Source organism: Alcaligenes sp. YSL9, assembly GCF_030515105.1.
In the GTDB taxonomy this organism is placed as follows: Bacteria; Pseudomonadota; Gammaproteobacteria; order Burkholderiales; family Burkholderiaceae_B; genus Alcaligenes; species Alcaligenes phenolicus.
The window spans coordinates 1,476,145-1,498,245 of sequence record NZ_JALXJU010000001.1 but is presented as its reverse complement, the minus strand read 5'-3'; the positions used below and the strand labels follow the sequence as shown (position 1 = coordinate 1,498,245).

Here is a 22,101-nt window from a genome sequence, read left to right as displayed (position 1 = left end):
CGAGCTTTGAAAACCTATACCTTGCCCGACCCGGATGGACATTTTGGTCAGTTTGGTGGTTCGTTTGTCGCTGAAACGCTGGTCCACGCCCTGGACGAGTTGAAAGCAGCCTACGAACAGTATCGGAACGATCCTGAGTTTCTGCGCGAGTTTCACTACGAACTCAAGCATTTTGTCGGTCGTCCCAGCCCCGTGTACCATGCCCGTCGATGGTCGGAGCAACTAGGTGGAGCTCAGATCTGGTTCAAGCGCGAAGATCTCAATCACACTGGCGCACACAAGATCAACAACTGTATCGGTCAGATTCTGCTGGCTCGCCGCATGGGCAAGCCCCGTATTATTGCTGAAACCGGTGCAGGCCAGCACGGCGTGGCAACGGCTACGGTCGCCGCCCGCTATGGTCTGGAGTGTGTGGTCTACATGGGTAGCGAAGACGTACGCCGTCAGGCTTCCAATGTGTACCGTATGAAGTTGCTGGGTGCGACGGTCGTTCCTGTGGAATCCGGTTCGCGCACCCTGAAAGACGCGCTGAACGAAGCCATGCGCGACTGGGTCACCAATATCAGCAATACCTTCTACATCATTGGCACGGTGGCTGGCCCTCATCCTTACCCGATGATGGTGCGCGACTTCCAATGCGTGATCGGTGACGAGTGCGTGGAGCAAATGCCTCAGGACGCCGGTCGTCAGCCTGACTACGTTTTGGCGTCGGTGGGCGGTGGTTCCAATGCCATGGGCATTTTCTACCCCTATATCGAGCACAAGGATGTAGAGCTGATCGGTGTGGAAGCGGCTGGCCGCGGTCTGGATACGCTGGAGCACTCGGCTTCCCTGAACAAGGGCATGGTGGGTGTGCTGCACGGTAACCGTACCTATGTGCTGCAGGACGATGACGGTAACGTCATGCCTACGCACTCGGTGTCGGCTGGCCTGGATTACCCCGGTGTGGGTCCCGAGCACGCCTGGCTGAAAGATTGTGGCCGTGCGCAATACGCCACCTGCACCGATGAAGACGCCCTGAAAGCGTTTCACGATTGCTGCCGCATCGAAGGCATCATGCCCGCGCTGGAGTCCTCGCACGCGCTGGCGCATGCGGCTCGCATTGCCCCGACTTTGCCCAAGGATAAAATCATCCTGGTCAGTTTGTCTGGTCGCGGTGATAAGGACATGCACACGGTCGCCGAGTACGGCGGCTTGACTCTGTAAGCAATCGGGAACGGATATGTCGAGTAATGTGCGTCTGAAAAAGACGTTTGAAGGTTTGAACGGGCGCTGTGCCCTGGTGCCTTATATTACGGCCGGAGACCCTTCGGTGCCCGCTACCGTGGCCTTGATGCATGCCTTGCGTCATGCCGGGGCAGATGTCATTGAATTGGGTGTGCCGTTTTCTGATCCCACTGCCGATGGCCCGGTGATTCAGCAAGCGGCTGAACGTGCCATCAGCCGTGGTGTGGGCTTGCGTAAAGTGCTGGAGATTGTGCAGCAGTTTCGCTTGATCGACGAGGAAACGCCGGTTGTTCTGATGGGTTACGCCAATCCTATTGAGCGTATCGGTCAGGCTGAATTTGCTGTCATGGCAGGCAAGGCGGGTGTGGACGGTGTGCTGACGGTGGACTACCCACCTGAGGAGTCCGAGGATTTCACCCGTTTGCTGACTGAGCAGGGCGTGGATACCATTTTCCTGCTCTCGCCTACGTCCACGGACGAGCGTATTGCCAAGGTAGCCGCTTTGGCGCAGGGCTATGTGTATTATGTGTCCCTGAAAGGTGTGACCGGTTCGGCCCAGATTGATGTGGCTGATGTGGAACACCACTTGCAGCGTATTCGTCAGCACGTCAAAATTCCGGTCGGAGTGGGTTTCGGGATTCGGGACGCGCAAAGCGCCAAAGCTATTTCCCGTAGTGCGGATGCAGTTGTCATTGGCTCCAAGCTGATCCAGACCATGGAACAGGCTGTGCAGGAGAACGCTGGCAAAGAGCAAAAGGATATGGATGCGGCTGCGGTTGCAGCAGCCAGCCAATGGCTCGCACAGATACGTCAGGCACTGGATAATTAGCCTAAATACCTATTCCGCGTATAGAATCATCTGCCTGTTCTTTAGGAACAGGCGCTTTTTTTCAGAATAAAGAGCTTGGTGGGCCGGGTGCCGGCCAGGCGAAAACAGGATCTAACAATGAGCTGGATCGAGAAAATACTCCCGCCGCGAATTAACCGTAACCCCGAAAGCAGCCGTCGCGTTCCCGAAGGGCTGTGGGTGAAATGTCCGTCGTGTGAGTCTGTGCTCTACAAGGAAGATCTCCAGGCCACCTTGAATGTCTGCCCCAAATGCAGCCATCACATGCGCATTGGTGCTCGTGCCCGGATCAAGTCCTTGCTGGACCCTGAAGGCCAGACCGAGATTGGTTCCAACACCCGTCCTATGGACCCTTTGAAGTTCCGCGATTCGCGTAAGTACACCGAGCGCGTTTCCGAGGCGGCCAAGCAGACGGGCGAAACTGAAGCCATGGTGGTCATGAGCGGCACGATTCTGTCTGTGCCTGCCGTGGTGGCCTGCTTCGAGTTTGAATACATGGCCGGTTCCATGGGTTCCGTGGTAGGCGAGCGTTTCACACGTGGTGTGCAGGCGGCTATTGCCAACCGCAGTCCTTTTATTTGCGTGGCCGCTTCGGGTGGTGCGCGTATGCAGGAGAGCTTGTTCTCTCTGATGCAGATGGCCAAGACGACGGCTATTTTGGCTGAATTGTCGGATGCGGGTTTGCCGTTCATCAGCATTTTGACTGATCCCACCATGGGTGGTGTGTCGGCCAGTTTTGCTTTTATGGGCGATGTGGTGATTGCCGAGCCTAATGCCTTGATCGGTTTTGCCGGTCCTCGCGTGATTGAGCAGACTGTGCGCGAGAAACTGCCCGAAGGCTTCCAGCGTGCCGAGTTCTTGCTGGAGAAGGGCGCTATCGATATGGTGGTTGATCGTCGCGAGCTGCAGCGTGAGCTGGCCGAGTTGCTGGCTTTGCTGACTCGTCAGCCTGCTGAGGCTGTGTCGCGGCATTCTTGATTGCCAAGGAATTGCTAAAGAAGAACGCCACCTGGGTTTAGGTGGCGTTTTTTTTGGGCTGCTGTTTTTTTGGGTAGAGAGGTTTGTGTTATTGAAGCATAGGCTTCTGGGTGGAGACCTCAGGGTGAGATTGGCTTGGTTTTCTTGGTGTGGGGAGTACGGCTCTGGGGCGGGGCCTTGGCCCGTGCTGCGCACGGGTACCCTTGGCTATTGAACAATCCAGGCGCCCAGTGAACTCGCCAGGTACTTGGTCCCCCGGACCAAGTACAAGCGTCTGGCTCGAACAGCACTGGGCTTGCACCCTGGATTGTTCAATAGCCCGCGGCCAAGTCCCTGACTCGCCCCAGAGTCGTACTCCCCACACCAAGAAAAAAGGAATATCGCAGAGGGCTCAAGAAGAGGGAGAAGGAGCCTGGATGGCTGCTCTTTATGGATACGAGAGGAAAAAAAAACGCCGCCCCAAAGGGCGGCGTTTTTAGTCTTGCTGTTTACTGCGTTTCGACCTGTTGCAGCGGCTCGCTGTTCTCGGTTTCTGCAGCACGTTGCTTGCGTGGGCGACCCAGGCGCACTGGTGCGGGCTGGTAGTCGTCCTGTGTTGCCGAGCGAACGGTTTCCACCAGTTCGATGCCCGCTGCGTTCAGTACGGCTTCCAGAGGGGCGGCTGTGGGCTTCTGTGCTTGTTCGGCAGCAGGGGCTTTTGCAGCTGCAGTCGTTTGAGTCTCAACGCGAGTCTCTACGGCTGTGGTTTCCACTGGAGTGGCTTCAACGGCCGGGGCTTCAACTGCAGGTTGTGCTTCTGCGGGAGTAGCAGTTGTCTCCACGGCTTCAGCTTGAGCTTCGGTGGCTTCTGCTTTGGCTGGTTCGGCAGCAACTTCTGCTTGCGCAGGAGCAACAGCTTCTTCAGCGGCAGGAGCTTCTGGCGCTACCTCGGCCTGAGCGGCTGGAGCAGCAACTTCTTCCTGGGCAGTAGCGGTTTCTACGGCTGCAGTTTCCACTGGAGCGGCTTCAACGGCTGGGGTTTCTGCTGCGGCTTGCGTTTCTGCGGGCGCTGCGGCTGTTTCTACAGCTTCAGCTTGAGCGTCGGTCACTTCTGCTTTGGCAGGTTCGGCGGCAGCTTCTGCTTGCACAGGAGCAACGGTTTCTTCTGCGGCTGGAGCTTCTGGAGCAACTTCGGCCTGAACGGCTGGAGTGGCTACTTCTTCCTGGGCTGGAGCGGTTTCAACAGCGTTTACCGGGGTCGTAGCGACTTCTTCAGCTTGTTGTGCGGCTTGAGCAGCGGCAGGGGCTTCTTCAGAGGCCTCTACGGCGACAGGAGCGGCTTCTTGGGCTGCAGGTACCTCTACGGCTGCTTGTGGCTGTTCAGGCTCGGCTGCTGCGGTTTGGGCGGCAGCTTGTTCCTGGGCATCCAGGGCAGCGGGGTTGAAGCTAGGTGTTTCGTGAGCAACGTAGGCGCTGGTATTGCCTTCTTCGTTGTTCTCTTCGTTCTCGGCTACGGCGTTGGCGTCGGTATTGCGACGACCACGACGGCTACGACGACGGCGACGTTTGCGCTCTGGGTCCAGAGCGCCGTTTTCGCTGTTCTCGTCGGTTTCGGCATCCGAGTTGTCGCTGGTATCAGCGCTGTCGGCCTCGGCCAGCTGTTCAGCGCGGTTTTGCGCTTCTTGCTTGGTGGCGGCCACGCTGGCCGCTGCGGCAGCAGCCTGTTCGGGCTGGGCTTCTGTGCTGGCGACGTCTTTGTTCAGCTCGACGTTTTCTGCGCTGCCTTCTTCACGGCGTTGACGGCCACGGCCACGGCGGTTGCGTGGGTTGCGGCTGTTGCTGCTGCCTTCGTCGGCAGTGGCGGGCGTCGTGTTGGCGCTTTGTGGAGTTTCCAGAGCAGATTCGTTACCTGCTGAGGCGTTACGGCGGCGACCACGGGTATTACCCCCGGTGCTTTCCGTGCTGGCTTTTTCTTCCTGAGCCGCTTCCGGGCGGTTGGACTGGCGACGGCCACGACCACCTTGGCCACGGCCACTATTGGATTGGCCGGGACGACCTTGGCGGCGGCCAGAGGACGATTTGCTGCCTTCGGATTTGGTGGTCTCGGCCACGGGTTCGGCAGGTGCGCCGGACAACCAGTTCAGCAGGCGCTTGAGCAGGCCGGGTTTGTTGTCGCTAGCAGCGGCGCTGGCGGCTGCTGCGGCAGCAGCAGGCTTGCTCATGGGAGCTGGCTGGGCCGGTGTGGTGCTCTTGACCAGGGCTTCTGGACGAGGCTTGATTTCGTGGCTGCGGTGCGGCACCAGGCTGTCTTGCTGCTCAGGCTGCTGGACCAGCTCGTAGCTGCTGCGCAGTTCATCCAGGCGTGGGTCGTCGTGGCGCAGGCGCTCGATGATGTGGTGCGGGGTTTCCAGATTCTTGTTCGGAATCAGGATCAGGGCAATGTTCAGGCGCGATTCGATCTTGGTGATGTCAGCGCGTTTTTCGTTCAGCAGGAAGGTAGCCACATCCACCGGCACCTGAGCGTGCAGGGCGGCCGTGCCTTCTTTCATGGCTTCTTCTTGCAGCAGACGCAGTACATGCAGAGCGCTGGATTCGGCATCGCGAATGACGCCAGTGCCGGTGCATCGTGGGCAAGTGATGTGGGAGCCTTCATTCAGGGCAGGGCGCAGGCGCTGACGGGACAGTTCCATCAGACCAAAGCGCGAGATCTTGCCCATCTGGACGCGAGCACGGTCCAGGTGCAGGGCATCACGCAGGCGTTGTTCGACAGCACGCTGGTTCTTGCTGTCTTCCATATCGATAAAGTCGATAACAATCAGGCCACCCAAGTCACGCAAACGCAACTGGCGGGCCACTTCGTCAGCGGCTTCCTGGTTGGTGCGCAGGGCGGTTTCTTCAATGTCGGCACCACGCGTGGAGCGAGCCGAGTTCACGTCAATGGCAACCAGCGCTTCGGTGTGGTCGATAACAACAGCACCGCCCGAAGGCAATTGCACGGTACGCGAGTAGGCGGTTTCGATCTGGTGTTCGATCTGAAAGCGCGAGAACAGCGGGATGTCATCGCGGTACATCTTTACGCGATGCAGATTGTCGGGCATGACCACGCTCATGAAAGCGGCGGCCTGCTCGTGAATCTCGTCCGTGTCGATCAGGATTTCGCCAATATCGGGCGAGAAGTAATCACGGATTGCCCGGATAACCAGGCTGGATTCCAGATAAATCAGGATGGGGGCTGCATTGTCGCGGGCTGCGCCGTCAATGGCGGTCCACAACTGCATCAGGTAGTTCAGGTCCCACTGCAGCTCTTCGACGCTGCGGCCGATACCTGCGGTGCGGGCGATGATGCTCATGCCCTGCGGGATGTCCAGCTGGTCCATGGCTTCGCGCAGTTCCTGGCGGTCTTCGCCTTCAACGCGGCGCGATACGCCACCCCCACGGGGGTTGTTGGGCATCAGAACCAGATAGCGGCCTGCCAGGGAAATGAAGGTGGTCAGGGCAGCGCCCTTGTTGCCACGCTCTTCTTTTTCAACCTGGATGATCAGTTCCTGGCCTTCAACCAGGGCGTCCTGGATGCGGGCGCTGCGTACATCAACCCCTTCCTTGAAGTAGCTGCGAGCTACTTCCTTGAATGGCAGAAAGCCGTGACGCTCCTCACCGTAGCTGACGAAGCAGGCTTCCAGGCCGGGTTCGATGCGGGTGATGACCCCTTTGTAGATATTGCCTTTGCGCTGTTCGCGCCCGGCTGTTTCGATGTCGAGGTCAATCAGTTTTTGACCGTCGACAATGGCGACGCGTAGTTCTTCTTGATGCGTCGCATTGAACAACATGCGTTTCATGAGTGTGGATCTCCGTTGTCATGGAGCACCGAAATATCGGCGCACGACCGCGGGTCACAGGTGTGTAGCGCTATAGCTGCATCAGTTTGGTGCAGGCAGGCAAAATCGGCCTACCGGCTTATAGTCTGGGAGGCACGAGTCGCGCCAAAGCGCGAAGTTCAATCAGCAGGGGGGTCAGAGTCACGGTGTGTGTTTGACGAATATAAAATTGCTGGGGGAACGGCAGCCGCACAAATCATGCGGCTGGTGCAAAAGAGCGGGACAATCTGTGCAGGAATTCAGCGCCGCACGCGGGAGGAAAACATCTCTTGGAAAGCGGGCCTTCTTGCCACACGACTTTCGCTATTTCGGACTCACCCCGGCGACCTTATGACCCGGAAGCTGGAACTCAAGGATACAATTATCAGTCCTTGGTCATCCAACGGAGACGCACCCTTTGCATCTCTACGCTGGACCCAGTCTCAGCTTCCATAGGCTGAAGCGATTATATGCCCCTTTTTGTTATGTGCAAACCTCATGAATCACAAAGATCAGCCCCTCAAGTGCGAATATTACGCATTGATGAAACGCGGGCAGGTCAGCGTATAGATAATTTTTTGTTACGTGAATGTAAAGGGGTGCCAAAAAGCCACATTTACAAAGCGATCCGTGGCGGTCAGGTGCGCGTGAATAAAGGCCGTATCAGCAGTGACTATCGTTTGCAGGACGGCGATATGGTGCGCATTCCGCCGCTGCGCCTGCCCGAGCCCGAGCAGCCGCGTCATGTTCCCGCTGCCGTTTTCCCGGTGGTGTTCGAGGACGAGCACCTGATGGTCATCGACAAGCCTGCTGGTGTTGCCGTGCATGGTGGCAGTGGTGTGTCTTTTGGTGTCATCGAGCAGTTGCGTGCTGCCCGTCCTCAGGAGCCCTTTCTGGAGCTGGCCCACCGTCTGGACCGGGATACCTCCGGTTTGCTGATTATCGCCAAGCGTCGTGCTGCCCTGGTTGGTTTGCACGATATGTTCCGCGAAATCCGTGCTCGCAAATTTTATTGGGCGCTGGTGCAGGGCGATTGGGTGAACGATCGCCAGCATATCCGTTTCCCCTTGCTGCGCTGGCTGACCGAAAGCGGGGAGCGGCGCGTCAAGGTTGACCCCACAGGCAAGCCTGCGCATACCATCATCACCATGCAGCGCCGTTTTGGTCGCTTTACTTTGGTACAGGCGGAGCTGAAAACCGGCCGCACTCACCAGATCCGGGTTCATTTGGCCCATTCGGGCTTTCCGATTGTGGGCGACGACAAGTATGGCGACGATGCCATTCGCGATCAATTCGCCCGCCAGGGCTTCAAGCGCATGTTCCTGCATTCGGGGCGCCTGGAGTTCAATCATCCTGTCACCGGACAGCCTCTGGTTCTGGAGGCCGCCTTGCCGGCTGCCTGTCAGGCCGTTCTTGAGCGTTTGGAGAAGTAGTTATGACGCGTTACGCCGCCGTTCTGTTTGATTGGGACGGCACAGTTATGGATTCGACGTACTCAATTGCCAGTTCTATTCAGTTGGCCAGTGCGGATCTGCAATTGCCTGTGCCCTCGATTCAGCAAGCCAGCTGGGTTATTGGTTTGTCGCTGGAAAGCGCCTTGTATCGCGCTGTGCCGGATTTGACTGCCGAGCAGATGCCGCTGTTTCTGGAGCGTTATCGTCATCACTTTATGCAGCGTGACCCGCATATCAAGTTATTTGACGGAATTTTGCCTTTCATGGGTGAACTTCGTGGCCGCCAGATTGCCTTAGGAGTGGCAACGGGTAAAAGTCGTCAAGGTTTGGATAGAGTGCTGCAGCAGGTCAATCTCAGCACTTTTTTTGATGCTACCCGTTGTGCAGATGAAACCCGCAGCAAGCCGGACCCGGAAATGCTGCATCAATTGCTGGCCGAATTGATGTTGGAGCCCGAGCAGGTCTTGATGGTGGGCGACACCGTGCACGATATTCATATGGCGGCCAATGCGGGCATGGATAGCGTGGCTGTCACTTACGGCGCGCATGATCCTCAAACCCTGGCAAAGGCTGAGCCCACGGTCATGGTTGATAATGTGGCGCAAATGCGCGATTGGGTATTGGCACGGATTTAATAGGCGGCAAGCCGGTTTGACGACCATCTTGCCAGACAGGTTCAGGAGATGGAGATGTTCAAATCACGTTCGCAGCCCATACGTCCCTCTGAAATTACCGACGAGTCGGTCTGGCGGGCGCGCCGCCGCCTGCTTTTGCAGGCTCCCGGCGCCTTGGCCTTGGCGGCCAGCTTGCCGGGTCGGGCTCAGGCGGTCCCGGTAGGGCAGGACTTGTCGTTCACGCCTTCCCAGCGCTGGAAACTGGACGATATGCCCACCAGCGAGTCCGATGTCACCTCCTACAATAATTTCTACGAATTTGGCACGGGCAAGGAAGATCCTGCCCGCCATTCGGGGAAATTCAAGACTGAACCCTGGACTTTGCAGATTGACGGTTTGGTGAACAAGCCGCTTACCTTGGATATGGACCAGATATTGAAGCTGGCCCCTTTGGAAGAGCGTATTTATCGTCTGCGTTGTGTTGAAGCCTGGTCCATGGTGGTGCCCTGGGTGGGCTATTCCTTGTCGGCCTTGCTAAAGCAGGCGTCGCCCCAGGGCTCGGCCCGCTTTGTTCGGTTTGAAACAGCGGCGGACCCGGAAACCATGCCGGGTCTACGCTCTCGTATCTTGGCCTGGCCCTATGTGGAGGCGCTACGGTTGGACGAGGCCATGCATCCTTTGACTCTGCTGGCTACCGGTCTGTACGGAAAAAGCCTGCCTGTTCAGAATGGAGCGCCGGTGCGGCTTATCGTGCCGTGGAAGTATGGGTTCAAATCGGCCAAGTCTTTGGTGCGCATCACCTTGACGGACACCATGCCCGAGTCCAGCTGGATGAAGGTGGCTCCGCATGAGTATGGCTTTTACGCCAATGTGAACCCGGAAGTGCCGCATCCCCGCTGGAGCCAGGCCACTGAACGTGTCATCGGTTCGGGATTCTTCGCCACCAAAAAGCCGACTTTGCCTTTTAACGGCTATGCCGAAGACGTGGCAGGTCTGTATGCCGATATGGACTTAAGGCGTTACTACTGATGAGTACCTGGAAGGCTGCGCAGTTGGATAGGCTCAAGCCCTTGGTATTCTTGCTGGGCTTGTTTCCCTTGGGGCGCTGGGTATGGTTGGGTTTCAACAATGGCCTAAGTGCCAATCCAGCTGAATTTTTGACCCGATCCAGTGGGATCTGGGCCTTGGTACTCTTGCTGCTGACCCTGGCTTTAAGTCCTGTAAGGCGTTTGCTGGCTCAGCCCGCCTTGGTGCGTTGGCGCCGCATGTTGGGCTTGTTCAGTTTTTTTTATGCAGCTTTGCATACCTTGGCCTGGGCCTGGTGGGATCGCTCGGGCGACTGGCTGTCCATGTGGCAGGACGTGATGCAGCGGCCCTTGATTGCGATCGGGGTGGTGGCTATGCTGATTTTATTGGCCCTGACCCTGACCTCCACGCATGGCTGGCAGAAACGTTTGGGTCGTGGCTGGAGCCGCTTGCATCAAACCGTGTATTTGGCGGCGGTCCTTTCCATCCTGCACTTTTACCTGATTCGTACTGGTAAAAATGATGTGGTGGAAGTTTATGTCTATGGTTTGGTTCTGGTGGGCTTGCTGGTTTTGCGCCGCTGGCCCGTATTGAATAAGACAGCGCACTAAGAAAAACAGGTAATGAGCATAAGCCCATTACCTGTTTTTTTATCAATCCAGACTTTGCAGAATGGCGGCTGTTTCGGCATCCAAAGTGCCGTCGTAGCGGGCTGGGCGGTAGTGCATCTGGAAGGCGGCGATCACGTTTTGTGTGGCCTTGTCGAACACGCCGCTGTCAGGCGTTTCGTAGCCTGCTTTGCGCAGCAAGGCCTGGGTTTGAGCGGCAGAGGGCAGGGGACGCGTGGCGTACTGCGCCTGCAGTGCTCGGGCCTGTGATTCCTTGTACCAGCGGCCTATGCCTGCTTGGGCCAGTTCCTTCCAGGGGAAATGAGGGCCGGGGTCCAGCTTGCGTTGTGGGGCAACATCGCTGTGGCCAATAATATTGCGGGCAGACACGCCATGGCGCTGAGCCAGGTCTTTCAACAGTGCTTTGATTGCTTCAATCTGCCCGGACGTATACGGAGCCCAGCGACCATCTGCCAAGCGGCCCATATTAACGATTTCGATGCCGATAGAGCCGGTATTCAGGTCTGTGAAACCGTACCAGGAGCCCAGACCTGCATGCCAGGCGCGGCGTTCCTCTGGAACCAGACGGTAGACAGTGGGACGGCGCTCGTCGCTGACCAGGTAATGGGCGCTGACATCACGCTGCGTCAGCACCTTCAAGGAGGTGGCGTGGTCGCCAGCGGTGTAGTGCATGACCAGATAACGCACTCGGCTGTTCTGGCCCTGAGCGCTATAGCTGTCATCAAGTTTGAAGGGACCGCTACTGCCACAGGCCGCCAATAAGGCCGTCAGGCTAAGTACGCCAATCTGAACGCTGCGCTTCAAGACGGGTGTAAGAAAAGACAGGGATTTCATCTTAACGACCAGCCAGAAACAGGAAAATGCAGGGGGTTTTGTCCAGGGCAGGCGGCTGGCGCTCGCGCCATTGTTCAATGGTGGCAGTCTGGACCAATTCACGTGTACCTGTCAGGTCACGAGCCAGGCACAAGCGTGTTGTGGGCTTGAGGGACTGCAGCAAGGTGCTGTACATGGCCTGGTTGCGATAAGGTGTTTCGATCAGGATCTGGGTTTGTTTCAGAGCCTGGGACTGGCTTTCCCATTGCTTGAGCTGCTTGGCGCGAGCGGCTCCATCTACAGGCGCATAGCCGTGGAATACAAACTGCTGACCGTCCAGGCCGCTGGCCATCAGGCTCAGCAAAATGGAAGAGGGGCCAACGTGAGGGCGCACGGGGATCTTCATTTCGTGGGCCATGGCAACTACCAGCGCACCGGGGTCGGCGACGGCGGGGCAGCCAGCTTCCGATACCAGACCAATGGCTTGACCTTGCAGGGCTGTTTTCAACCACTCACGCATTTCACCGGGTTTATTGCCGCGCTTGTCCAGCGTGTGAATAGTGATTTCTTGCAGAGGTACCACGGGCTCAACCAGTTTCAGGAAAGCACGGGCGGTTTTGGCGTTCTCGGCAATAAAGACGGTCAGTTCGCGCGTCAAAGCCTTGACGTCGGCGGGTAGCCAGCCGCTGATCGGGCTCTCACTTAAGCCTACGGGGATCAGGTGCAAAGGGGCGGCTTGGGGCATGGCGTATCAGTCCTAAACGGAAGGGGGCAAAAGGGTGGGGCGCAAGGGGTTCAAGCCAAAGTGACGCAGCATGGTGCACAGCTCGATCAGCGGCAGGCCAATGATAGCGGTTGGGTCGTCCGAGCGCATGGACTCCATCAGGGCAATACCCAGGCTTTCGGCCTTGGCGCTGCCAGCGGTGTCATACGGTTTTTCCTGCAGCAAATAGTGCTCGATTTCTTCATCACTCAATGCGCGAAAACGACAATTGGTAACAATATCGCTGCACAGAAATTCCTGGCCATCCGTCACGCATAAAGCGCTATGGAAATCGATGTCTTGACCGCTCAGGCGACGCAGTTGTTTCTGCGCACCGGCATGGTCGCCAGGCTTGCCAATAGCGTCCTGGCCCGATGTGGCGACCTGATCGGAGCCGATCACGAGGGCGCCTGGGTTCAGCTGGCTGATACGGGCCGCTTTTTCACGCGCCAGACGCAGGCTGAGCTGGGCGGGAGCCTCTGCGGGAAGTGGGGTTTCATCAATGTCAGGAGACTGACAGGTGAAAGGCAAGCCCAAACGCGCTAACATAGCGCGGCGATAGACTGAGCTTGATGCAAGGATGAGACGCATAGTGTGTTTTAGCTGTGCTTTGGTTTGACTGCCTTGTGCTTAGCACGGTATTATCTAATGTTTTCTTCGTTATTGAAATGGTTGTGGGCTAGCTTGGCGGTTTGCCAGCTGCGCTTTACATGCTTCAATACCGAGGGGCAGGAAAAAAGCAGTACAAGAAAAAGTGGTAGAGCCCCCAAGCGATACCAAGGCAGTGAAACAAGCAAGCAGCAAACAAGCGAAAGCGACAAATAAAGCAGAACAAACAAGCGGTTCCAGATCCTGGTAAAACCGTGGTTTGATGCCCTAAGCATACTTATGACGACACAGTATATCGACACCTTGAATCTAGCCCGTGCCCCTCAGGAAATGTCGGGTCAGGTGCTGGTGGAAGATTTGTCTCGTCTGGTATCCGATTTGCCCGATCAAGGCGATTTGCGCATTGACTGGAGTGTGTCGGGTCGGGAAGATTCTGCCCGGCGTCGTTTTGTGCATGTGCAGGCCAAAGGTAGTGTCATTTTGGAATGCCAGCGCTGTGTGAAGCCTTTTGAGTGGCCCATCGATATTTCCAACGAAGTACAGATTGTGGCAACCGAGGACGAACTTGAGCTGGATGATGACGATACGGAAGGTCCTGATCGCATCTTGTGTGAAGGCCAGTTGGATGTCCTGGGACTGGTCGAGGACGAGCTGATTCTTAGCGTGCCTTATGTGCCGCGCCATGAGGTTTGTCCCGACGCGCAGTCGCTGTCCATGGAAGCCAAGTCTGACGACCTGGATGAGTCCGCCTTTGAGCGGCCGTCCCCGTTTGCCGTATTGGGCTCGCTCAAGAAGTCTTGATTGTTTGTTACTAATTCGTTAATTTTTTCGGGCTGCACCCATTTATTCGGGGTTGTCCATCTACAGGAGTCATCATGGCTGTTCAGCAGAATAAAAAGAGCCCGTCCCGGCGTAACATGCGTCGTTCGCACGACGCGCTTACTGGTCCTTCGACGGCTATCGAGCCTACGACTGGCGAACTGCACCTGCGTCACCACATCAGCCCTAACGGCATCTACCGTGGCCGTAAAGTGCTGAAAACAAAGAACGACGAGTAATAGTCTCTTTGTCGTTGCAAGCAACATAGGTTGCATGCTTGATGTCTAACAAAAAAATACGTATTGCCATCGATTGCATGGGCGGCGATATCGGTTTATCCGTCACTGTCCCTGCAGCGCTGCTTTTTGCCAAGCGCTATCCGGATGTGCACTGCTTATTGGTTGGCGAGCCTCAGGCCATCGAGCAAACATTGCGTGCGCAAGGTAATGTCGATACCTCCTGGTACGACATTCTTCCCGCATCCGAAGTTGTCACCATGGCCGATTCGGTCGAGGTGGCCCTGCGCCGCAAAAAAGACTCCTCCATGCGAGTGGCTGCCCAGTCCGTCAAGGATGGGATAGCTGATGCCTGCATTTCTGCGGGCAATACCGGCGCATGGATGGCAATTTCGCGCTACGTACTCAAAACTCTGGATGGGATTGATCGCCCAGCCATTGCCACGTCCATCCCGAACCAAAAGGGCGGGGCCACGATCATGCTGGATCTGGGTGCCAATGTGGATTGCTCCGCAGAACACCTGTTGCAGTTCGCCATTATGGGATCTGCTCTGGCCAGTATTGTGGATCGCCATGAGCGTCCCACCGTGGGTCTGCTCAATATTGGGGAAGAGGTCATCAAAGGCAACGAGGTCGTCAAAAAGGCGGCTGAACTGTTGCGCTCCAGCGGACTGAATTTTTACGGCAACGTAGAAGGTGACGATATCTGCAAAGGTACCGTCAACGTGGTCGTGTGCGACGGCTTCGTGGGCAATGTGGTCCTTAAATCCATTGAAGGGCTGGCCAAGATGGTCGGCAGTATGCTGCGCGACGAATTTACCCGTGACCCATTGAGCAAAGTGTCCGCTTTGCTGGCTCGTCCTGTCTTGAATCGTTTCCGCGACAGGGTGGATAATCGCCGTCATAACGGTGCGGCCCTTTTGGGTTTACGCGGTATTGTTATCAAGAGTCATGGTTCTGCCGATGCCTACGCTTTCGGTTATGCTTTGCAACGGGCCCGCGGTGCGGTGCTCAATGGTCTGCTCAGCGGTACCAGCCAGGCAGTCGAACGCATCATGCAAAGTGTGAACTTGCATGAAGAGCAAAGCGGCGAACCAGATACACGCCATACTTCAGAGCCCTCGTCCTCATAAGAACGGGCTTGATCGGGAACATAAAATGACGATATTTGCCAAGATTATCGGTACAGGCGGCTACCTGCCTCCTCGGATTGTGTCTAACGATGATCTAGCGGTGGAGCTGGCTCAAAAGGGTATCGAAACCTCCGATCAGTGGATTGTCGAGCGTACCGGTATTCACCAGCGTCATCTTGCCGATCCCGGTGTCCGTACCAGCCACTTGGCAACCCAGGCCGCGCGTCAGGCGCTGGAAGATGCGGGCATTGCTGCCCAGGATCTGGACCTGATTGTGGTGGCTACTTCCACTCCCGATTACGTTTTCCCCAGCACTGCATGTCTGGTGCAGGCCGAATTGGGCAACAAGGGCGCTGCCGCGTACGACGTACAAGCGGTGTGCAGCGGCTTTGTCTATGCACTGACGACTGCCGACGCCATGATCAAGGCCGGCCGTGCGCGCAATGCGCTGGTCATCGGTGCCGAAGTGTTCTCCAGCATCCTGGACTGGAACGACCGCTCTACCTGCGTCCTGTTTGGCGACGGTGCGGGCGCTGTGGTTCTGCAAGCCAGCGATGAACCCGGTGTCCTAGCTGCCCAGCTCAATGCGGATGGCAGTCAAATGGGTATTTTGTGCGCGGCAGGCAATGTCTCGCACGGTCAGGTAGTGGGCGATCCCTTCCTGCGTATGGATGGTCAGGCTGTGTTCAAGCTGGCTGTCACTTCTCTGGCCGCTTCGGCCAATCAAGTCTGCGAACAGGCTGGCGTCTCTCTGGCCGATATCGATTGGCTGGTGCCGCACCAGGCCAACGTTCGTATCATCAATTTTCTAGGTCGTAAGCTGGGTATCCCCTCCGAGAAGGTGGTTATCACGGTTGATCAACATGCCAACACCTCGGCAGCCAGTGTACCTTTGGCCCTGAATGCCGCTCGCCGGGATGGTCGTATCCGTGCCGGTGATCTGGCGCTGTTGCAAGGCGTGGGTGGCGGCTTTACCTGGGGTTCGGTGCTGGTCCGCTGCTAAGTAGCGCGATCCGGATTACCGCCTCATCTCTTTGGGTTTTTCTACCATGAAAATTGCGTTTGTCTTTCCAGGACAAGGCTCGCAGTCCGTAGGCATGCTCGATGCCTGGGCCGAGTCTGCTGTCGTACAGCAAGCCATTGCACAAGCCAGCCAGTCGCTGGGCCAGGACCTGGCTCAGTTGATGGCACAAGGGCCTGCCGAGGCTCTGAACCTGACTACCAATACTCAACCTGTCATGCTGGCTAGCGCCGTGGCCATGTACCAGGCCTGGATTCAGGCTGGTGGTCCTGCTCCTGCCGTGATGGCCGGTCATAGCCTGGGTGAATACTCGGCCCTGACTGCTGCCGGTGCTCTGAGCCTGGAACAAGCGGTTCCGCTGGTTCGCATCCGTGCCGATGCCATGCAAGCTGCCGTACCTGTGGGTGTCGGTACCATGGCTGCCGTGCTGGGTCTGGATGACGATCAAGTGCGCGATGTGTGTGCTCGTGCCTCTGAGGGACAGCAGATTGTTCAGGCTGTTAACTACAATGCGCCTGCTCAGGTTGTGATAGCCGGGAATGTGGAAGCGGTAGATCGTGCATGTGCGCTGGCTAAAGAAGCCGGTGCCAAGCGTGCCTTGGTGCTGCCTGTATCGGCTCCTTTCCACTCCAGTCTGTTGGAACCGGCAGCTGCTGTGCTGGCCCAGGCTCTGGCCTCGGTTCAAGTGCAAACGCCTGCTATTTCCGTGATCAATAACGTGGACGTAGCCGCGCCTACCGACCCCGAACAGATTAAAGATGCGCTGGTCCGTCAGGCCTGGCATCCCGTGCGCTGGGTTGAGACTATCCAGGCCATGAAGGCTCAAGGAGTCACCCACGTGGTCGAGTGTGGTCCAGGCAAAGTGCTGACGGGGCTGGTCAAGCGTATTGACCGTGATCTGGTCGCCTTGTCGATCAGCGACCCTGCGTCCTTGCAGGCCACTTTGGAAGCCCTGGAGGGAGCATAAATGCAAGAATTGGACCTAAGCGGCAAGACTGCACTGGTAACCGGCGCATCGCGCGGTATCGGTCAGGCGATTGCTAAAGAATTGATGGCACGAGGTGCCAAGGTGGTTGGTACCGCTACTTCCGAGTCCGGCGCACAGGCGATTTCCGCTGTGCTGGATCAGAATGGCAGCTACGGCCATGTTTTGAACGTGGACGACCCGGCTGCTTGCGAAGCGCTGATTTCGGCTTTGAGCAAAGAAGACGGTGGCCCGCACATTCTGGTTAATAATGCCGGTATTACGCGTGACAACCTGGCCATGCGCTTGAAAGATGAAGACTGGGATGCCGTTATCCAGACCAATCTAAGTGCCGTGTTCCGCCTGTCGCGTGCCGTTATCCGCCCCATGATGAAAGCCCGCTGGGGCCGTATCATCAGCATCACTTCGGTGGTGGGCGAAAGCGGTAACCCCGGTCAAGCCAACTACGCAGCTGCCAAAGCCGGTGTCGCCGGCATGAGCCGTGCCTTGGCGCGCGAGCTCGGTAGCCGTAACATTACAGTTAATTGTGTCGCTCCGGGCTTTATTGATACGGACATGACACGCTCTCTGACCCCTGAGCAGTCGGCGGCAATTTTGTCGCAAATCCCCCTGGGACGACTGGGTGCGGCTGAAGATATCGCTAATGCGGTAGCCTTCCTGGCCGGGTCGCAAGCGCAATATATTACGGGCAGCACCATCCATGTGAATGGTGGTATGCACATGTAAGGCTTGGCATCGCGCCCGGCTGAGGTAAAATTGCGGGATTATTTGGGGCCTATTGCTTGAGCCGGCGTTGTAAGAATAACGTTGGGCCTCATACAAGAACGCCGTTTTTTGTCATAGCTTATCCCTCTTAGCAGTATGGATTGGCTATAATTTGCGGGAATTTTTCCCAACTTGGAGAATCTGCATGGAAAGCATCGAACAGCGCGTCAAGAAGATCGTCGCTGAACAACTTGGCGTTAACGAAGCCGAGATCAAAAACGAATCTTCTTTTCTCGACGACCTCGGTGCCGACTCGCTCGACATGGTCGAGCTCGTGATGGCGCTCGAAGACGAATTCGAAACCGAAATACCAGACGAAGAAGCTGAGAAAATCACGACGGTCCAGCAAGCTGTGGACTACATCAATTCTCACAGCAAGCAGTAAGTTCAATTAAGAGGGTGGGCGGCATTGTGCACGCCCTCGCTCCAGAGCGGTTTCCAGAGAGTAGCCTGTGCCCGGCGGCTTTAGCTTGCAAGACGCAGTTATTCCCTTTAAACCGCTTTTTTTGTGTTTAGGAGTCATCCGTGAAACGACGTGTCGTGATTACCGGGCTGGGTATTGTTTCCCCGGTCGGCAACGATATTCCTACCGCGTGGGATAACATCGTCAATGGGCGTTCGGGCATCGGGCGTATTACCCGTTTCGATCCTTCGGCCCTAACAGCCCAGATAGCGGGTGAGGTCAAGGATTTTGATTTAACACCATACATTTCGTCCAAAGAAGCCAAGCAGATGGATACCTTTATCCATTACGGCGTGGTCGCAGGTATGCAGGCCTGGAAGGATTGCGGTCTGGATATCAACAGTATCAATGCTGAGCGTGTGGGCGTTATCGTCGGTTCGGGGATTGGTGGTTTGCCCCGCATTGAAGAAACCCAAAAAGATTATCTGGAACGGGGCCCACGTCGGATTTCCCCGTTCTTTGTGCCTGGCTCCCTGGTCAACCTGGTGTCTGGCCAATTGTCTATCGGCCTGGGCCTGAAAGGTCCTAGCTACGCTGTTGTGTCGGCATGTACAACCGGTCTGCACTCCATTGGTGACGCTGCTCGCTTGATCGAGTATGGCGACGCTGATGTGATGATTGCCGGCGGTGCCGAATCCACCGTGTCCCCTCTGGGCATTGGCGGTTTTGCCGCCATGCGTGCTCTGTCCACCCGTAACGACGATCCTGAAACAGCATCGCGTCCATGGGACATGGACCGTGACGGCTTCGTACTGGGTGAGGGCGCTGGTGTGCTGGTGCTGGAAGAGTACGAACATGCCAAGAAACGTGGCGCACGCATTTACGGCGAGTTCTCCGGCTACGGCATGAGCTCTGACGCTCACCACATTACTTCGCCTGACCGTGACGGTCCGCGTCGTGGCGTGATGAATGCCTTGCGTAACGGTGGCATCAACGCTGACGAAGTTCAGTACGTCAACGCACACGGTACCTCTACGCCACTGGGCGACGTGAACGAGTCCGAAGCATTGAAACTGGCTTTTGGCGATCACGCTTACAAGCTGGTGGTCAACTCCACCAAGTCCATGACGGGTCACCTGCTGGGTGCGGCCGGTGGTATTGAAGCGGTGTTCACCACCTTGGCGGTGTATAACCAGATCTCGCCTCCAACCATCAACATCTTCAACCAGGACCCTGCCTGCGACCTGGATTACTGCGCCAACCAGGCGCGTGACATGAAGATTGATGTCGCTCTGTCCAACTCTTTCGGGTTTGGCGGCACTAACGGTTCGATGGTGGTTCGTCGTCTTCGCTAAGTTAGACTGCCCCACTCGTAACGCCCAGTCCTGGTCGATCGGAGCTCCGGCTCCGGTGCGCCGACTGGGCGCTTTTGTCTGTGCCTTGCTTGCAGCAGGCCTGGCCTGGACAATGTCTAGCTGGCAATGGCCCTGGGGCCTGGCAATATTGGCAGGTGCTTTGTGGGCTTATTTTTTGTATGCTCGCAGTCGTGGGGCATGGGATGAGCGCGCTACACTAGCGCATCGTGCAGGGCTATACTCCTTGCAGTGCAAGGGTGCAGCAAAGGAGTCCGTGCAAATAGAGCAGATCTGGCGTTGTGCCTGGTTCATGACCTTGCATTTGCGCCGTGATTGCACCAAGGCTTGCCGTACCGTGACCGTATGGCGCCGCGCCCAGTCGCAGCAGGACTGGTGGGCCTTGTCTCTATGTGCCAACCGACTGTCTCATCAGGTCCGTGCTCAGAATAAGGATTCTTAATGAGTGAACGCGATACCGATGCCGAACTAGTTGCACGTGTTCAGCGTGGGGATAAGCGAGCCTTTGACCTGCTGGTACTGAAGTACCAGCGCAAGATCATGCGTCTGCTCAGCCGCATGGTACGTGACCCGTCTGAAGTCGAGGACGTGGCTCAGGAAACCTTCATCAAAGCGTACCGAGCTCTTCCCCAGTTCCGGGGCGAGAGTGCTTTTTACACCTGGCTGTACCGCATTGCGATCAACACGGCCCGTAACTGGCAGGCCTCGGCCGCCCGACGTCCCAATACTTTGCAGAACGTCGAAACTGAAGAAGGTGAAACTTTTGACCGAATCGACAACCTAAGCGATATAAGCACGCCAGAATCCATGATGGTCAGTCGCCAGATTGCTGAAACGGTAAATACAGCGATCCAGGCACTGCCCGAAGAGTTGCGGACGGCTATCGTGCTACGTGAAATAGAAGGTATGAGCTACGAAGATATTGCTCAGACCATGGACTGCCCTATAGGAACTGTACGCTCACGCATCTTTCGAGCCCGTGACGCCATTGCTGCGCAATTGCGTCCCATACTCGATGGTGAAGATAGTGAACGACGGTGGTAAGGATTGATGATGCAAGCCCTGAAATCCCATTCCGATGATGATCAACTCAATGCCTGGGAGGCCGCCGTGTCTTCCTGGGTGGATGGCGAGGCTGAAATACGCCCCGAGGAACTGGACTCCCCCTACGGGCGTCAAGTCTGGGATACCTACCATTTGATTGGTGACGTCATGCGTACCGATGCGCTGGCGATCCGTACGTCGGATCGCTTTTACGCGCGTCTGTCCAAAGCAATCGACGAAGAGCCTACCGTGCTCGCCCCGAATGCCATGAAACGGCCCCTGGTGCAGCGCTATGGTGTCAGCGGCCTGGCCGTGGTGGCTGCCGTGGCCGCCGCCTTGTGGGTGGGCCTGCCGTATATGGGGGTGAACTCCGTGCCAGGCACGCTGGTGGCCAGCGCCCAGGATGATCAGCTCTGGAATGATTACGCGGATTTGCACCGCGACTTTGTTGGTACCGGTCCGGTACGCCATGTTTCCTTTGAAAGTGGAGCCCTGGGTCAATGAGGTCTGTACGTATGCCGTCGCAGGTGGGCTTGGCGCGTCTCTATAAGGGCTTGTTTGCCCTTTCTCTGGCGGTGCTGTGCACACCTGTACTGGCTCAGGATGCCAGCGGGCTGGAGCCCCTGGATCTGCCCTGGTTGCAGAAAGTCCATAAAGCGGCGCGTGACCTGGATTACTCCGGGGTCATTATTTACACCCAGGATCAGGCCAGCCAGTCCATGAAACTGGTCCACATTATTGACGGCACCGGCGAGCGCGAGCGTCTGGAGATTCTGGACGGCGAGCCGCGCGAGTTTCTGCGTCAGAACGAAGTCACCCAATGCCTGATTCCCGAAAAGAAAATGGTGGTGATCGAGCGTCGTGAAAACGAGCGCTTTCCCAGTTTTCTGGTCGGTGATGTCAGCCAATTACCCAATTTTTACGATATGCGCCGCTTGCCATCGCGCGAGCGCGTGGCCGGTCGCCCTTGCGACCTGATCGAGCTGGTTCCCAAGGATGATCAGCGTTACGGCTACCGCGTGTGTGCCGATACCGATCATCATTTGCTATTGAAAATGCAGACTCTGGACCCACAACAAGCGGTAGTGGATCAGATCGCTTTTGCCTCTGTTGCCTTTGGCGAGCAGGTGGATTTGCAGGAACTGCGTACCAGTTGGAACCCCAGCAAGTGGGAAGTGGTCGAACCCGAAGTACGAAAAATAGATTTGAACGAGCTGGGTTGGCATCTGGCCATGCCTGCCGGTTTTACCTTGCGGTCCGAAATGCTCCGACCCATGCGTGCGGGGCGTCAGGTTACCCATTTGATGCTGTCTGACGGTCTGGCTGCCATCTCCGTGTTTCTGGAGAAGGTAGGCACCCCCGAAGCGGAAGAAAACAGCCTGGGGGCCTTTCACCGTGGCTCCATGAATATGTACCGCAGTCGCATTAATGATTATGTTTTGACCAGCACGGGTGCCGTACCTGTACAGACCTTACGCGCCTTGCTGGAAGGTACCCAGTTCACCCCTCTATCCCGGACACATTGACTA

The 22,101-nt window shown here is 56.8% G+C and carries 23 protein-coding genes; 19 read left to right on the top strand and 4 right to left on the bottom strand.

Annotation, left to right across the window (positions count from 1 at the left end; genetic code table 11):
- The first annotated feature begins 6 nt into the window (after positions 1 to 6).
- The 3 genes from trpB (at position 7) to accD (ending at position 3,052) form a co-directional block, all read left to right on the top strand.
- A complete protein-coding gene (trpB, locus tag M2Q46_RS06990) occupies positions 7 to 1,206 on the top strand; it encodes a tryptophan synthase subunit beta (protein ID WP_009456612.1) in 1,200 nt (399 codons plus the stop codon).
- Between the two features lie 16 nt (positions 1,207 to 1,222).
- The gene (gene trpA, locus M2Q46_RS06985) at positions 1,223 to 2,056 is read left to right on the top strand and encodes a tryptophan synthase subunit alpha (protein ID WP_060186487.1); all 834 of its coding nucleotides are present in this window, start codon (positions 1,223 to 1,225) and stop codon (positions 2,054 to 2,056) included.
- A 117-nt stretch (positions 2,057 to 2,173) separates the two neighbouring features.
- Complete coding sequence (accD, locus tag M2Q46_RS06980; RefSeq protein WP_035272491.1) at positions 2,174 to 3,052, top strand: acetyl-CoA carboxylase, carboxyltransferase subunit beta; 879 nt, start codon at positions 2,174 to 2,176, stop codon at positions 3,050 to 3,052.
- A gap of 488 nt (positions 3,053 to 3,540) precedes the next feature.
- Here the strand turns inward: accD and M2Q46_RS06975 are convergent, their stop codons facing one another.
- Entirely contained in the window at positions 3,541 to 6,867 is a 3,327-nt protein-coding gene (locus M2Q46_RS06975) for an Rne/Rng family ribonuclease (RefSeq protein ID WP_302356938.1), read from the bottom strand.
- 548 nt (positions 6,868 to 7,415) lie between these two features.
- Here M2Q46_RS06975 and M2Q46_RS06970 point away from each other — a divergent pair.
- Genes M2Q46_RS06970 through M2Q46_RS06955 form a run of 4 tightly spaced genes read left to right on the top strand, consistent with a single transcriptional unit; the run spans position 7,416 to position 10,590 of the window.
- A complete protein-coding gene (locus M2Q46_RS06970; RefSeq protein WP_026483109.1) occupies positions 7,416 to 8,318 on the top strand; it encodes an RluA family pseudouridine synthase in 903 nt (300 codons plus the stop codon).
- 2 nt (positions 8,319 to 8,320) lie between these two features.
- The gene (locus M2Q46_RS06965) at positions 8,321 to 8,974 is read left to right on the top strand and encodes an HAD family hydrolase (RefSeq protein ID WP_009456607.1); all 654 of its coding nucleotides are present in this window, start codon (positions 8,321 to 8,323) and stop codon (positions 8,972 to 8,974) included.
- 54 nt (positions 8,975 to 9,028) lie between these two features.
- Entirely contained in the window at positions 9,029 to 9,982 is a 954-nt protein-coding gene (msrP, locus tag M2Q46_RS06960; protein ID WP_026483107.1) for a protein-methionine-sulfoxide reductase catalytic subunit MsrP, read from the top strand.
- Positions 9,982 to 10,590 (top strand): sulfite oxidase heme-binding subunit YedZ, encoded by a 609-nt coding sequence (locus tag M2Q46_RS06955; protein WP_257112133.1) that lies wholly within the window; start codon positions 9,982 to 9,984, stop codon positions 10,588 to 10,590. Before msrP ends, M2Q46_RS06955 begins: the two co-directional genes overlap by 1 nt.
- Before the next feature lie 42 nt (positions 10,591 to 10,632).
- Here the strand turns inward: M2Q46_RS06955 and M2Q46_RS06950 are convergent, their stop codons facing one another.
- The 3 genes from M2Q46_RS06950 to M2Q46_RS06940 are packed head-to-tail and all read right to left on the bottom strand — an operon-like array spanning position 10,633 to position 12,733.
- Positions 10,633 to 11,442, bottom strand: coding sequence for an N-acetylmuramoyl-L-alanine amidase (locus M2Q46_RS06950; RefSeq protein WP_009456601.1), 810 nt, complete (start codon positions 11,440 to 11,442; stop codon positions 10,633 to 10,635).
- Position 11,443: 1 nt separating this feature from the next.
- The gene (locus tag M2Q46_RS06945; protein WP_137431422.1) at positions 11,444 to 12,166 is read right to left on the bottom strand and encodes an SAM-dependent methyltransferase; all 723 of its coding nucleotides are present in this window, start codon (positions 12,164 to 12,166) and stop codon (positions 11,444 to 11,446) included.
- Positions 12,167 to 12,178: 12 nt separating this feature from the next.
- A complete protein-coding gene (locus M2Q46_RS06940; RefSeq protein ID WP_021446872.1) occupies positions 12,179 to 12,733 on the bottom strand; it encodes a Maf family protein in 555 nt (184 codons plus the stop codon).
- A gap of 339 nt (positions 12,734 to 13,072) precedes the next feature.
- Between M2Q46_RS06940 and M2Q46_RS06935 the strand changes: the two genes are divergently transcribed.
- From M2Q46_RS06935 to M2Q46_RS06880, 12 genes are all read left to right on the top strand, one after another.
- Positions 13,073 to 13,594 (top strand): DUF177 domain-containing protein, encoded by a 522-nt coding sequence (locus M2Q46_RS06935; protein WP_009456592.1) that lies wholly within the window; start codon positions 13,073 to 13,075, stop codon positions 13,592 to 13,594.
- 74 nt (positions 13,595 to 13,668) lie between these two features.
- The gene (gene rpmF, locus M2Q46_RS06930) at positions 13,669 to 13,851 is read left to right on the top strand and encodes a 50S ribosomal protein L32 (protein WP_003800968.1); all 183 of its coding nucleotides are present in this window, start codon (positions 13,669 to 13,671) and stop codon (positions 13,849 to 13,851) included.
- Positions 13,852 to 13,892: 41 nt separating this feature from the next.
- Positions 13,893 to 14,981 (top strand): phosphate acyltransferase PlsX, encoded by a 1,089-nt coding sequence (gene plsX / locus M2Q46_RS06925; protein ID WP_009456590.1) that lies wholly within the window; start codon positions 13,893 to 13,895, stop codon positions 14,979 to 14,981.
- A gap of 25 nt (positions 14,982 to 15,006) precedes the next feature.
- Positions 15,007 to 15,984 carry a beta-ketoacyl-ACP synthase III gene (locus M2Q46_RS06920; protein WP_009456588.1) on the top strand — a complete coding sequence of 326 codons (978 nt, stop codon included), beginning with the start codon at positions 15,007 to 15,009 and terminating at the stop codon, positions 15,982 to 15,984.
- 46 nt (positions 15,985 to 16,030) lie between these two features.
- Complete coding sequence (gene fabD, locus M2Q46_RS06915; RefSeq protein WP_021446871.1) at positions 16,031 to 16,969, top strand: ACP S-malonyltransferase; 939 nt, start codon at positions 16,031 to 16,033, stop codon at positions 16,967 to 16,969.
- A complete protein-coding gene (gene fabG, locus M2Q46_RS06910; protein ID WP_021446870.1) occupies positions 16,970 to 17,713 on the top strand; it encodes a 3-oxoacyl-ACP reductase FabG in 744 nt (247 codons plus the stop codon).
- 184 nt (positions 17,714 to 17,897) lie between these two features.
- On the top strand, positions 17,898 to 18,137 hold the full coding sequence (gene acpP, locus M2Q46_RS06905) for an acyl carrier protein (protein ID WP_003800961.1): 240 nt from the start codon (positions 17,898 to 17,900) through the stop codon (positions 18,135 to 18,137).
- A 140-nt stretch (positions 18,138 to 18,277) separates the two neighbouring features.
- Positions 18,278 to 19,510: a beta-ketoacyl-ACP synthase II gene (fabF, locus tag M2Q46_RS06900; RefSeq protein WP_021446869.1), complete on the top strand. Its 1,233-nt coding sequence runs from the start codon at positions 18,278 to 18,280 to the stop codon at positions 19,508 to 19,510.
- 112 nt (positions 19,511 to 19,622) lie between these two features.
- The gene (locus M2Q46_RS06895) at positions 19,623 to 19,970 is read left to right on the top strand and encodes a hypothetical protein (RefSeq protein ID WP_302356937.1); all 348 of its coding nucleotides are present in this window, start codon (positions 19,623 to 19,625) and stop codon (positions 19,968 to 19,970) included.
- Entirely contained in the window at positions 19,970 to 20,572 is a 603-nt protein-coding gene (gene rpoE, locus M2Q46_RS06890; RefSeq protein ID WP_009456579.1) for an RNA polymerase sigma factor RpoE, read from the top strand. Before M2Q46_RS06895 ends, rpoE begins: the two co-directional genes overlap by 1 nt.
- 6 nt (positions 20,573 to 20,578) lie before the next feature.
- A complete protein-coding gene (locus tag M2Q46_RS06885; protein WP_009456577.1) occupies positions 20,579 to 21,076 on the top strand; it encodes a sigma-E factor negative regulatory protein in 498 nt (165 codons plus the stop codon).
- On the top strand, positions 21,073 to 22,098 hold the full coding sequence (locus M2Q46_RS06880) for a MucB/RseB C-terminal domain-containing protein (protein ID WP_247966612.1): 1,026 nt from the start codon (positions 21,073 to 21,075) through the stop codon (positions 22,096 to 22,098). Before M2Q46_RS06885 ends, M2Q46_RS06880 begins: the two co-directional genes overlap by 4 nt.
- The last annotated feature ends 3 nt before the right edge of the window (positions 22,099 to 22,101 follow it).